This is a genomic window from Stenotrophomonas sp. YJH_SMC_16 (assembly GCF_059367875.1).
The window spans coordinates 141,250-153,308 of the sequence record NZ_JCAFRH010000007.1; the positions used below are offsets into that span (position 1 = coordinate 141,250).

Sequence of the window (12,059 nt, forward strand, 5' to 3'; positions counted from 1 at the left end):
TGTCTTTCCACTGCAGCGCCACGTGGCCCCATGCCCGTGCGCGCGGAGTTTTCCCATGCAAACGTCCTATCCCCTGCGCCACCAATGGCTCGGCAACCTCCGTGGCGACCTGCTGTCCGGCATGGTCGTCGCCCTGGCCCTGATTCCCGAGGCCATCGCCTTCTCGCTCATCGCCGGCGTCGACCCCAAGGTCGGCCTGTATGCCGCGTTCTCGATTGCCGTCATCACCGCCATCGCGGGTGGCCGCCCCGGCATGATTTCCGCCGCTACCGGTGCAATGGCGCTGGTGATGGTCGACCTGGTCAAGGATCACGGCCTGCAGTACCTGTTCGCCGCCAGCATCCTGGCCGGGTTGCTGCAGGTGCTGGCCGGCGTGTTCAAGCTCGGCTCGCTGATGCGCTTCGTCTCGCGTTCGGTCATCACCGGCTTCGTCAACGCGCTGGCGATCCTGATCTTCCTCGCGCAGATGCCGGAACTGATTGGCCGCGGCCCTACGGTCTACGTGCTGTGCGCCGCCGCGCTGGCGATCATCTATCTGCTGCCGCGCCTCACTCGCACGGTGCCATCGCCGCTGGTGGCCATTGTGGTGCTTACCGCCGTGGTGATCGGCTTCGGCGTGGACGTGCGCAGCGTGGGTGACATGGGCCAGCTGCCCGACAGCCTGCCGCATTTCCTGCTGCCTGATGTGCCGCTCAGCTGGGAGACGCTGCGCATCCTGCTGCCGGTGTCGGCCACGCTGGCCGTGGTCGGCCTGCTCGAATCGATGATGACCCTGCAGATTGTCGAGGACATCACCGAGACGCCCAGCGAACGCAACCGCGAATGCGTCGGCCAGGGCGTGGCGAACACGGTCACCGGTTTCCTCGGTGGCATGGCTGGCTGCGCGATGATCGGCCAGTCGGTGATCAACGTGACCTCCGGTGGACGTGGCCGCCTGTCCTGCCTGGTGGCCGGCGTGTTCCTGCTGGTGCTGGTGGTGTACGGCAGCGACCTGGTGAGGCAGATCCCGATGGCTGCGCTGGTGGCGGTGATGATCATGGTCAGCATCGGCACCTTCAGTTGGCGCTCGCTGCGCGACCTGCGCACGCATCCGCGCAGCTCGTCCGCGGTGATGCTGCTGACCGTGGTGGTCACCGTGGCTACCCACGATCTGGCCAAGGGCGTGCTCAGTGGCGTGCTGCTGTCGGCGCTGTTCTTTGCGCGCAAGGTGGGCCGTATGCTGGATGTGCAGCGCGACGATGCTGGTGACACACAGGTCTACCGCGTGTGTGGGCAGGTGTTCTTTGCCTCGGCGGAGCAGCTGGGTGCGGCGTTCGATTACCAGCACGTGGCGCCGAAGGTGCAGATTGACCTGCGCGATGCCCACCTGTGGGATCTGACTGCCGTGGCCGCGCTGGAGCGGGCGCAGGAAAAGCTGGCCGCGCATGGTGCGGAGGTGACGGTGGTGGGGCTCAATGCGGCCAGCCAGACGCTGATCGAGCAGGTCGGGGGCGCGCGCGGGGGGCATTGATCGCGTAGGGCATGCTGGTAGCGCCGGGCCATGCCCGGCGGGCGCAGCGGCAGCGATCAGGCGGTGCCAGCGGGTTGCTTGTCGGCTTGCACGATGAGATGCACCCCGAGCGCTGACAGTACCCGCTGCACGGTATCGAAGCGCGGGTGTGCTCCGGGACGCAGCGCCTTGTACAGGCTCTCGCGTCCAAGACCAGAGACCTCGGCAACGCCGCCCATGCCGCGGGCGCGCGCAACAGTTCCGAGCGCCTCCTGGAAGTGGCCCGCATCACCTGCTGCCAAGGCCTCGCTCAGATAGGTGGCGATTGCGACGTCATCATCCAGATAGTCTGCGGGATCGAAGGGAATCGTCTTCAGCTTGCTCATGGGGAGAGTCCTGGCAACGGCATGGAATCAAATGGTGGCTACAGCAGATCCGCGAGCCTGACCGCTTTTTCGATATCGCGACGCTGGCTCGACTTGTCGCCACCGTGCAGGAGTACGACGATGGATCTTCCGCGACGTGTGAAATACACGCGATATCCCGGCCCATGGTTGATTCGCAGTTCGCTCACGCCATGACCCACTGATCGAACATCTCCCTCGAGACCGCGGGAGACCCGCTGCAGGCGTTCCACGATCACTGCTCGGGCGCCGCTGTCGTTGAGCCCGCGCAGCCAGCGCGTGAACGTCTCTGTTGCCTGGAGGGTCGCCATCCACAAATCGTATCCAAAAGGATACACCGTTCAATTGGCATCCGCGTCAATGCGTGGCGTACTGCGCTGGACCCGCTGGTCGTATCCATGGAGAACGCAAACCCCAAGCTCCCCGAGGGCAGGAAGCGTCCGCTGCCACCGCCCAGCCCACCCCGGCCGCCAGCCGGAAGCGGGCCCAGCCGGCGCTCGCCGCGCGACTGACCGGGCGCATTCAGCCGGGCGGTGTAAACTATTGATCTCACTGGCAATGCCAGTCTCCACGATCAACGCCCCGATGACGTCCGCCACCGCCCGTTACGCCGATTCCCTGCGCCTGTCCGTTGCCCCGATGATGGACTGGACGGACCGCCATTGCCGCGTGTTCCATCGCGTGCTTGCGCCGGGCGCGCGGCTGTACACCGAGATGGTGCATGCCAATGCGGTCATCCACGGCGATCGCGAGCGCCTGCTCGGCTTCGACCGAAGCGAGCAGCCGCTGGCGCTGCAGCTGGGTGGCAGTGATCCGGCCCTGCTGGCGCAGGCCGCACGCATCGCTGCCGAGTGGGGCTATGACGAGGTCAATCTCAACTGCGGTTGTCCGTCCGATCGCGTGCAGGCCGGGCGTTTTGGCGCCTGCCTGATGCGCGAGCCGGTGCTGGTGGCCGAGTGCGTGGCGGCCATGGTCGACGCGGTTGATATCCCGGTGACGGTGAAGTGCCGCCTGGGCGTGGACGAGGACAACGACTACGACGTGTTTGCCAGCTTCGTCGACCGCCAGGTTGCCGCCGGTGCGGCGATGGTGGTGGTGCATGCGCGCAACGCGTGGCTGAAGGGCCTGTCGCCGAAGGAGAACCGCGAGGTTCCGCCGCTGAAGTACGACTGGGCCTACCGCCTGAAGCAGGAGCGCCCGGCACTGCCGGTGGTGATCAACGGTGGCCTGGCCAGCATCGAGGCGGTACAGGCGCAGGCCGCGCACGTCGATGGCGTGATGCTGGGCCGCGCGGCCTACCACGACCCCTACCTGCTGCATCAGCTGGAGGCGCTGCACACCGGCGCCCCGCTGCAGGCCCGTGGTGACCTGCTGCGCGCGATGCGCCCCTACATCGAGGCGCGGCTGGGCGAAGGCCTGGCGCTGAAGCACATTACCCGCCACCTGCTCGGCCTGTTCCACGGCCAGCCCGGTGGTCGCGCATTCCGCCAGGTGCTGAGCGAGGGCGCACATCGCCCGGGCGCCGGCTGGAGCCTGATCGAACAGGCCCTGGCGGTCACCGAACGCGAAGCTGATCGGGCCGCAGCGTGACCGCAGTCACATTCCTGGCTTGACAAGAGACGTCGATTCGTCCCGAATGTTCACTTAGCTGAACAACGCGGGCGCAGGGCCGGAAAAGTTCAGACCGGATTCACCGCTGTAAACCAAGAATTTGCAAAAGATTTGTAAAACGCTGGGTTTCGAACCCGGCGCCGGATTTACGACTTTTGAACGAATCGCCGTGCTCGGCTAGGATCGCATCGATGTCTTCCGCTCCCTTCCATCGCCGCATTGCCCTGGCCACCTGCGTGGTGCTGTCGGCTGTGCCGCTGTCTTCGGCGCTGGCGCAACAGCCGCCGCGTGGCGAGCAGGCGCGGGCGGAGATGATGGAGCGGGGCGAGCGTGGCAACCGTGGCGACGAGCGGTCGCTGTCCGATGCCGTGCGCCGCGTGCAGCGCACCACCGGCGGCCACATCCTCGGCGCCGAGCGCGTGCCGTTCGATGGTCGTGATATCAACCGGGTGAAGTACATGGACGATCGGGGCCGGGTCCGCTACATGGACGACCCCGCCCCGTCGCGTTCACAGCCGCGCACGCCGCGGTCGGATATGTCATCACTACGCGGCGATAACCCCTGAACAGGGATAGTTGTCGCTATCAACCCGTACCCCACAGGCCTCCGGGCCACACCCAGGACACTAGGGAGAGTTCATGCGTATCCTTCTGGTCGAAGACGAAGCCCCGCTGCGTGAGACCCTGGCAGCCCGGCTCAAGCGCGAAGGCTTTGCCGTCGATGCTGCGCAGGACGGCGAGGAAGGCCTCTACATGGGGCGCGAAGTTCCGTTCGATGTCGGCATCATCGACCTTGGCCTGCCCAAGATGTCGGGCATGGAGCTGATCAAGGCCCTGCGTGACGAAGGCAAGAAATTCCCGGTGCTGATCCTGACCGCGCGTTCGAGCTGGCAGGACAAGGTCGAGGGCCTGAAGCAGGGCGCCGACGACTACCTGGTCAAGCCGTTCCACGTCGAAGAGCTGCTGGCCCGCGTCAACGCGCTGCTGCGCCGCGCCGCTGGCTGGAGCAAGCCGACGCTGGAATGCGGCCCGGTTGCCCTGGACCTGGCTGCGCAGACCGTCAGCGTGGCCGGCAGCAATGTCGACCTCACCAGCTACGAGTACAAGGTGCTGGAGTACCTGATGATGCACGCCGGTGAACTGGTCTCCAAGGCCGACCTCACCGAGCACATCTACCAGCAGGACTTCGACCGCGACTCGAACGTGCTGGAGGTCTTCATCGGCCGCCTGCGCAAGAAGCTGGACCCGGATGGCGAACTGAAGCCGATCGAGACCGTGCGCGGCCGCGGTTACCGTTTCGCGATCCCGCGCAACGAGGGCTGAGCCGGCTCACCCTGGCGATAGCACGATGTCCGGCCGTCTGTGGTTCTTCCGACGCTGGCGGCCGCGCTCCCTGCAGGCGCGCCAGATGTTCGCCGCGTCCGTGGGCCTGGTCGCGTTCCTGGCGCTGGCCGGTTACGCGCTCGACGCCGCCTTCGCCGATACGGCGAAGGCGAACCTGCGTGAGCGCCTGAAGAACTACGCCACCGCCTACGCGGCCGGCATCGACTTCACCCGCGACCGCTCGCTGTACATCCGCGAGCAGCCGCCGGATTCGCGCTTCGACGTGCCGGGCAGTGGCCTGTACCTGCAGGTGGTGATGCCGCACGGCAAGGGCAATTCGATGTCCGCCGAAGGTCCGATGCTGCCCACCGCGGGCGGTGGCCTGCTCGCGCCGCGCCAGGAAGTGTTCGAAGGCCCACTGCCGATGATCCAGATCGACGGCAGCCAGGGCTCGGTGTACCGCTATGGCCTGGGCCTGGTGTGGGACGCCGACGCCGACCCTGCCACCGAGTTTCCGTACACCATCTACGTGATGGAAGACTCGCGCGCGCTGGGTGCGCAGCTGCGCGTGTTCCGCAGCCGGGTCTGGTTCTACCTGGGCGGCATCGGCCTGATCCTGCTGCTGCTGCAGACCGTTATCCTGCAGTGGAGCCTGCGCCCACTGCGCCGCGTGATCACCGAGCTGACCAAGGTGCAGCGCGGCGAGACCGAGCGCATGAGCGAGCGCCACCCACGTGAGCTGGAACCGCTGACCGACAGCATCAACGCCTTCATTGAAAGCGAGCGCGAGAACCTGGAGCGCCAGCGCAACACCCTGGCCGACCTGGCGCACAGCCTGAAGACGCCCATCGCCGTGCTGCGCACGCAGATGGACAGCGGCGCCGGGGACGGCGCCCTGCGCGAGGAGCTGGACGTGCAGCTGCAGCGCATGAACAACCTGGTCTCGTACCAGCTGGCACGTGCTGCGTCGTCGGGCCACAAGCTGTTCTCCGCGCCGCTGCCGATTGAATCCAACGCCGAGGAGATCGTGCGTGGCCTGGAAAAGGTCTATGCCTCCAAGGGCGTGCTGTGCGAATTCGACATCGACCCGGCCGCGCGCTTCCACGGCGAACCGGGCGACCTGCAGGAACTGCTCGGCAACCTGCTGGAAAACGCCTTCAAGTGGGCCAACCGCCGCGTGTTGCTGACCGCGCAGCCGCTGCCGGCACCGAACGCGCGTCGCGCCGGCCTGCTGTTGGCGGTGGACGACGATGGCCCGGGTATTGCCCCGGACGACATCGGCAAGGTGCTGCAGCGTGGCGTGCGTGGCGACGAGCGCGTGCAGGGCCACGGCATCGGCCTGTCGATCGTGCAGGACCTGATCAAGGATTACCGCGGTGAACTGGCTGTGGGCCGCTCCGAGGAACTGGGCGGCGCCCGTTTCGAAGTGCGCCTGCCGCCGGGGCCGTAGCCTTGTGGAGAGTCGAGCCATGCTCGATTGCTCCGCAAAATGCAGCCGAGCATGGCTCGGCTCTACATAAGCTGCGGTAGTGAATCAGCCGACCATCGTCGGCGGCTCGCCATAGAACCGCCGCAGCTGCGCGGCCACCTCCGGCAATGCCTGCTGCAGCAGATCCGGCGCCGAGAAGTGATACTCGCTCGCTACCGCGAAGAACTCTTCCGGCGCTTCGGCCGCGTACGGATCGATCAGCGTTTCCACACCCGCGTCTACCTGCGCACAGAAGGCATCGTAAGCCTGCTGGAACGTAGCCGCCCATTCGCGCTGCCATTGCCGCGGCAGCGGCGGCGTGCCGTCCATCGCGCCATCCAGCGCATCCAGCTTGTGCACCATCTCGTGCACCGCCACGCAGTAGCCCTCGTGCGGCGCCGACAGGTCGGCCTGCACATCGGCCCAGGACAGGATCAACGGACCGCTGTCCCACGATTCGCCGATCAGTTCGTCATCCCACTCGTGCAGTACGCCGGCCGCATCCATGTGGCTGCGGTGCACGCGGAACGCGTCGGGGTAGACGATCAGCTGCGACCAGCCTTCCAGTCCCACTTCGCCGAACTCCAGCAGCGGCAGGCAGCACAGCGCGGCCAGCAGCACGCCATCGCCGGCCTGCAGCTGCAGATCGCCGATCGGGGTGATGGTCTTCTCGTGCAGGAAGCGCGTGGCCAGCAGGCGCAGTCGCCCACGACGCCCGTCATCCAGGCCGTGCAGCCACGCCGCGCGTTGGCAGGCGTCTTCCCAAAGTGCATCGTCAATCGGCCGCGGTGCAGGCCGCAGCCACTGCAGCAACGACTTGATCAGCGGAACATTCCCGGCAGGTAGCTGTGCCACTTCGGCGCGCGGATGCGCGGCAGCATGTCGTCGTCGCTGCCACCGCCGCCGGTGGTGGTGCTGGCAGCCGGGCGTACAGGTGCCGCCTTGGTGCTGGCAGCCGATGCGCTGGCGGTGGGCGCGCGCTGCGAGGCGGCATCGCCATTGGAGGACACGCATGCCCCACGGCTGTCGTCCAGCGCTGCTGTCGCAGACGCCGCGAAGGGCATCGTCAGCAGGATCAGGCAATGGGCATAACGGCGCATTGACGACATCCACGTTAAGGGAGGGTGAGTTCCCGATTCTAGCCCGAACCCGGCACCCGGTTGGAAGCCCCTGCGGCCCACCGGTGGCGGGCGTCGCTGGCGGCTTTCCCGCATAATTCCTTTCTGACTTCGTGGAAGCTGCCGTGGACGATCGCCAATTGCTGGCCAAACTCGCTGCCGGTCGCCTGTCCGGCGACGCCCTGGCCCGTGAGCTGGGTCAGACCCGGGCGGCCATTTGGAAGCGTATTCAAGGACTTAGGGCCGCCGGTGTGGACATCGAGGGCCGCGCTGGCGAGGGCTATGGCCTGACCCGCCCGGTCGACCTGCTGGACCCGGACGCGATCCGCGCCGGCCTGCCCGCCGACGTCCAGGCCCTGCTGCACGACCTGCAGGTGGCCTGGACAGTGGACTCGACCAACGCCGAATTGCTGCGTTGCAGCGCGCCCCAGCGCGGGGTGAGCGTCCTGCTGGCCGAACGCCAGACCGGCGGCCGCGGCCGTCGCGGCCGTACGTGGGCGTCGCCGCTGGCCGCGCATATCTACCTGTCGGTGCTGCGCCTGTTCTCCGGCGGCCTCGGCCGCCTGGCCGGGCTGAGCCTGGTGGCCGGCATCGCCGTGGCCGAAGCGCTGCACGACCTGGGCTACACCCAGGCGCAGCTGAAGTGGCCGAATGACCTGATCGTCGATGGCAAGCGCAAGCTGGTCGGCCTGCTCGCAGAAGGCGGTGGCGAATACGCTGGTCCGGCGCGCGCGGTGATCGGCATCGGCATCAACACGCACATGCCGCCGTCGTTCGCCGAGCAGATCACCCAGCCGTGGGTGGATCTGGACACGCTGGCCGGCAAGCCGGTGGACCGCAACGTGGTCGTCGCTGCCGTGCTGACGCGCCTGCTACCGGCGCTGGAAGAATTCGATCGCGAAGGTCTCGCTCCGTTCCTGCCGCGCTACGCCGCGTTCGACATGCTGGCCGGCCGCGAAGTACGGGTGGAACTGGAAGGGCAGTGGCAGCACGGCACCGCGCTCGGCCTGGCCGATGACGGCGCGCTGCGCGTGCGCATCGATGGCCGCGAGCGCCTGCTGCACGCCGGCGAAGTCAGTGTGAGGGCGGCATGAGCGATTGGTTGTTCGACCTCGGCAACTCGCGCTTCAAGTTCGCGCCGTTGCAAGGTGACCGTGCCGGCGATGTGCAGGCCTGGGCGCATGGCGCCGAAGGCATGGCCGGGCAGCCGCCACACAGCCTGCCCAGCGGCCGCACCGCGTTCGTGGCCAGCGTGGCCGCACCGTCGCTGACCAGCGCCATGCTGGACCAGCTGCAGCGCCGCTTCGAACACGTACACGTGGTACGCACCAGCGCCGAATGCGCCGGTGTGCGCATCGCCTATGCCAAGCCGGAGAAGTTCGGCGTCGACCGCTTCCTGGCCCTGCTGGCCGCGGCCAAGGCGCAGCGCCCGGTGCTGGTGGTCGGCGTGGGCACCGCACTGACGATTGATCTGCTCGACGCCGACGGCCAGCACCACGGTGGCCGCATTTCCGCATCGCCCACCACCATGCGCGAAGCGCTGCACGCCCGCGCGGTGCAGCTGCCGGCCACGGGCGGTGACTACAGCGAATTCGCCAACGACACCGCCGACGCGCTGGCCTCCGGCTGCGATGGTGCGGCCGTGGCGCTGATCGAACGCAGCGCACAGCAGGCGCAGACGCTGCTGGGTGTTGCGCCCTCGCTGCTGGTGCATGGTGGCGGCGCACCGGCGCTGATGCCATTGCTGCCCGGCGCCGATTACCACCCCTCGCTGGTGCTGGATGGCCTCGCCCGCTGGGCGGTGCACCAGCCCGCAGGCTAGTATCCGCGCATGCTGACCCGTGCCCTGATCGTCGTACTGGCCATCCTCAATCTTGGCGTCGCCTGCTGGTGGCTGCTGCGCGATGCGCCGCAACCGCCTGCGCCGCCGCCGCAACCGGCCGGCGTCGCCGAGCTGCGCTGGGTGCCCGGTGGCGTTGATGCGGCTGAGGCCGCCGATGCCACTGCTGCCGCACCTGTTGCGCCGCTGATGGATCGCGAACCGGCCGAGAAGACGGCTGTGGCTGCCACGCCGGCGCCCGCCGCCCCGGCCAGGCCGGAGATTGCCAAGCCGCAGGTGGCTGAGGCTACGCCGGTTGCTGCCGCTGCCAAGCCCGTAACACCGCCTGCACCCGTACCGGCACCGGAAAAACCCGCAACCCGGCCCGTGGCTGCCGAACCGGCGCGCTGCGTGGCATTGGGCCCGTTCGCCGACCGCGCGGCCGCGACCAGTGCACAGGGCAAGGCCGGCAGCGTCATCAGTCAGGTACACCTGCGCGAACAGCCCGCTGCCAGTGGCAGCGCCCGTTTCCGGGTGATGCTGCCGGCCGCCGCCAACCGCGAAGAAGCCCAGGCCACGGTGAAGCGCATCGTCGCCGCCGGCCTGAGCGACTACTACATCATCAGCCAGGGCGAGGACATCAACGCCGTGGCGCTGGGCCAGTACCGCAACCGCGAAGGCGCCGAGCGACGCATGGCCGCCGTGCAGGCCGCCGGCTTCCAGCCGCGCCTGGTGGCCAGCGGCGACGCCGGCCAATGGTGGCTGGAAGGGCAGCTGGCCGCGGGTACGCAGCCGGCCCAGGCCCAGCAGCGCAGCGGCGCGGCACAGAGCCGGTCGCTGGAATGCGCAAGGTTGCGCTAGAATCCCCGGACCGCGGCACTGCCGCGGGTGCACCACCCATGCCGCTTTAGCTCAGTTGGTAGAGCAACTGTCTTGTAAACAGTAGGTCATCCGTTCGATTCGGATAAGCGGCACCATCTTCGATCCCTTGGCATCCGCACATGTCCACGGAGAACAATCAACCTGCTGCAATGGCGGGTTATTTTGTGCGTTGCCGTTCTGGGGAAGAATGGGAGCCTGCAGGCAAGTTCACCGTGGCACCGCAATGCCCCTTTTGAGTTGACTGCAACGTTGGAGCATACGTTCGCCGGATTGCTCCTTGAGTTGAATGCGGCCATCGGCGAGAAGGGGATAGGTCTCGAGACGGACACGATAGGCTGCTTGCGAAGACAGCTGCACTGCAGCGTCGTCCGAGCCGATGGCGGCTCCAGGTAGCGAATCCTCTCGAACAACGCCATTTACCTGAAGCTGTGCGCAGAGTCCGGCGTAGTAGGCGATGCGTTCATCAAGCGCCTGAGGGTGCCTTGTGGCATGACCTAGCGCATGGAATGTCTCGTGTGCGACCAGATCGACAAGGTTCGCAACCGTCCGTTCGCGGTCGTCATGTATCGAAGCCGCAAGTGCCAACGTCTTCCCACCCGAGAACGATCCAAAAGTACGCGACTGTATCGTCGCGGCGGTATCCGTTGGCGCGAGAAGGATCCGGTATCTGTTCGCCTTTGCTTCTATCCATGATTCGGAGAATTTCGCTGCTGCATCAATGCGCATGCAGGTATCGGCAACGTCAATCTGTGTTCCTGCAGCCATCAAGAGCAGGATTTCGTGCTGGGTGCTGGCGCAGTGAACCGATTCCAGAGCGGGCAGGTCCTTGCGCCCCGGAACAGTGGACAGGGATCGGAAGTAGCGGAATGGACCGAGAGGCGTGGACACCAGCTCGGTGTAGCCATCCGGAGGGATGCCTTGTGGCAATCCAATTGTTGCGGCGCAGCCTGCCAGGATGGAGGCGGCGAATGCGGCGAGTACGACTCCTTTCATCGCTTCTCCCAGAGGTGCGGGTGCTCAAGGTGCAGCCACATCTCCCGTTGTTTACTACATCTCCATGCACACGTGCGGCGAGGGGTGGTTGACACAATCCCGTCTTTCGAACTCCCGGTAGTCTGGCGCGAACAGTTTCAATCAAACCGGATGATGCGGATCAACCCTCTTGTCGACGATCCGTCTCCGAAGGCGGCCAATGTGCCATAGGGGAATGCCTCCTTCGCACCGTCATGGTTGATGAATGAGATCGTGCAGTTCGTCCGAGTGCCGGGACGGATCCGGGTCATGGTTCTGTCATTCAAGACGAAGCTGTACCACGTGAGTCGGGGACTCATGGAGAGCGCCATGGGGCGCGCGGTGGAGGCGATCAACTCGGGAACAGCGCCGCCGCGCGAATCCACTTCGTCCAGTCGCAGCTCAACGAGAACAGGTTTCAGGTTTGGATAAGGTGTGCTCATTCCAGAAGCGGGCCTGCTCGATTCGATAGCCACGGCAGTGACGTTGTGAACCTGTGCAACGGGGATCTCAATGTTCCGCATTATTGAGCCCTACCCACCTGCAACGCTACATACTCCGCCAGCCCCCGACAGGCCAATATCAGCCCTTCGCGCGTGCCATCGCCGATATCGTCTTTCTCTTCCCCGTCCACGCGCACGCGCTCTGCGGCGTGGTACAGCTCCAGCAGCGACACCAGGCCCACTGCGGCGCGCTCCCTGCGTGCGGCAGCCACGACGTCGCCAGGTGTGCCTGCCGGTCCCGGCCACGGCTGTCCATCGGCGGCGTCACCGGCCTGGATGCGCTGCAGGCAGCCGGGCAGGTTGATCGGCGCAGGGGCCTCGTTGGCGGCAGCGAAAGCGGCCTCCAATGGCTGCGCCAGTTCGGGCGGCAGGCGCAGCGCGGCCTCGCCAAGGGTGGCGGTCAGGTACGGGTGATGAGTCTTGGGCATGCG

General features: G+C 66.7%; 15 protein-coding genes and 1 tRNA gene. 9 read left to right on the plus strand and 7 right to left on the minus strand.

The window, feature by feature from the left end; all coding sequences use genetic code 11:
• The first annotated feature begins 55 nt into the window (after positions 1-55).
• Positions 56-1,510 (plus strand): SulP family inorganic anion transporter, encoded by a 1,455-nt coding sequence (locus tag AC5P6E_RS16330; protein ID WP_019337794.1) that lies wholly within the window; start codon positions 56-58, stop codon positions 1,508-1,510.
• A gap of 56 nt (positions 1,511-1,566) precedes the next feature.
• On the opposite strand, the gene AC5P6E_RS16335 is transcribed toward AC5P6E_RS16330, so the two are convergent.
• Positions 1,567-1,875: an addiction module antidote protein gene (locus tag AC5P6E_RS16335; RefSeq protein WP_004136660.1), complete on the minus strand. Its 309-nt coding sequence runs from the start codon at positions 1,873-1,875 to the stop codon at positions 1,567-1,569.
• A gap of 38 nt (positions 1,876-1,913) precedes the next feature.
• On the minus strand, positions 1,914-2,204 hold the full coding sequence (locus AC5P6E_RS16340; RefSeq protein WP_019337795.1) for a type II toxin-antitoxin system RelE/ParE family toxin: 291 nt from the start codon (positions 2,202-2,204) through the stop codon (positions 1,914-1,916).
• Between the two features lie 247 nt (positions 2,205-2,451).
• On the opposite strand from AC5P6E_RS16340, the gene dusA reads away from it, so the two are divergent.
• From dusA to AC5P6E_RS16360, 4 genes are all read left to right on the plus strand, one after another.
• Positions 2,452-3,483, plus strand: coding sequence for a tRNA dihydrouridine(20/20a) synthase DusA (dusA, locus tag AC5P6E_RS16345; RefSeq protein WP_019337796.1), 1,032 nt, complete (start codon positions 2,452-2,454; stop codon positions 3,481-3,483).
• Positions 3,484-3,695: 212 nt separating this feature from the next.
• Positions 3,696-4,070, plus strand: a complete 375-nt coding sequence (locus AC5P6E_RS16350; RefSeq protein WP_010487000.1) for a hypothetical protein — start codon at positions 3,696-3,698, stop codon at positions 4,068-4,070.
• Positions 4,071-4,143: 73 nt separating this feature from the next.
• Positions 4,144-4,827, plus strand: a complete 684-nt coding sequence (locus tag AC5P6E_RS16355) for a response regulator transcription factor (RefSeq protein WP_004136763.1) — start codon at positions 4,144-4,146, stop codon at positions 4,825-4,827.
• Positions 4,828-4,852: 25 nt separating this feature from the next.
• Positions 4,853-6,277, plus strand: a complete 1,425-nt coding sequence (locus tag AC5P6E_RS16360; RefSeq protein WP_019337797.1) for an ATP-binding protein — start codon at positions 4,853-4,855, stop codon at positions 6,275-6,277.
• 84 nt (positions 6,278-6,361) lie between these two features.
• Here AC5P6E_RS16360 and AC5P6E_RS16365 read toward each other — a convergent pair whose 3' ends face one another.
• Together AC5P6E_RS16365 and AC5P6E_RS16370 are read right to left on the minus strand one after the other, a co-directional pair.
• A complete protein-coding gene (locus tag AC5P6E_RS16365; RefSeq protein ID WP_029380115.1) occupies positions 6,362-7,150 on the minus strand; it encodes a M90 family metallopeptidase in 789 nt (262 codons plus the stop codon).
• A complete protein-coding gene (locus AC5P6E_RS16370; protein ID WP_010486993.1) occupies positions 7,117-7,395 on the minus strand; it encodes a hypothetical protein in 279 nt (92 codons plus the stop codon). The genes AC5P6E_RS16365 and AC5P6E_RS16370 overlap by 34 nt, the downstream gene beginning before the upstream one ends.
• A gap of 143 nt (positions 7,396-7,538) precedes the next feature.
• On the opposite strand from AC5P6E_RS16370, the gene birA reads away from it, so the two are divergent.
• The 4 genes from birA (at position 7,539) to AC5P6E_RS16390 (ending at position 10,209) form a co-directional block, all read left to right on the plus strand.
• On the plus strand, positions 7,539-8,507 hold the full coding sequence (gene birA, locus AC5P6E_RS16375; RefSeq protein ID WP_049435509.1) for a bifunctional biotin--[acetyl-CoA-carboxylase] ligase/biotin operon repressor BirA: 969 nt from the start codon (positions 7,539-7,541) through the stop codon (positions 8,505-8,507).
• Positions 8,504-9,235, plus strand: a complete 732-nt coding sequence (locus tag AC5P6E_RS16380) for a type III pantothenate kinase (protein WP_049409961.1) — start codon at positions 8,504-8,506, stop codon at positions 9,233-9,235. Before birA ends, AC5P6E_RS16380 begins: the two co-directional genes overlap by 4 nt.
• 9 nt (positions 9,236-9,244) lie before the next feature.
• Entirely contained in the window at positions 9,245-10,093 is an 849-nt protein-coding gene (locus tag AC5P6E_RS16385) for an SPOR domain-containing protein (RefSeq protein WP_329835118.1), read from the plus strand.
• Positions 10,094-10,133: 40 nt separating this feature from the next.
• Positions 10,134-10,209 (plus strand) — tRNA-Thr (locus tag AC5P6E_RS16390).
• A gap of 112 nt (positions 10,210-10,321) precedes the next feature.
• Here AC5P6E_RS16390 and AC5P6E_RS16395 read toward each other — a convergent pair.
• The 3 genes from AC5P6E_RS16395 to AC5P6E_RS16405 all read right to left on the minus strand — a co-directional run bounded on the left by AC5P6E_RS16395 (position 10,322) and on the right by AC5P6E_RS16405 (position 12,056).
• Positions 10,322-11,107: a hypothetical protein gene (locus AC5P6E_RS16395; protein ID WP_329835120.1), complete on the minus strand. Its 786-nt coding sequence runs from the start codon at positions 11,105-11,107 to the stop codon at positions 10,322-10,324.
• 137 nt (positions 11,108-11,244) lie between these two features.
• Positions 11,245-11,568: a hypothetical protein gene (locus AC5P6E_RS16400; protein WP_191850474.1), complete on the minus strand. Its 324-nt coding sequence runs from the start codon at positions 11,566-11,568 to the stop codon at positions 11,245-11,247.
• A gap of 80 nt (positions 11,569-11,648) precedes the next feature.
• Entirely contained in the window at positions 11,649-12,056 is a 408-nt protein-coding gene (locus tag AC5P6E_RS16405) for a hypothetical protein (RefSeq protein WP_191850476.1), read from the minus strand.
• Positions 12,057-12,059: the final 3 nt, after the last annotated feature.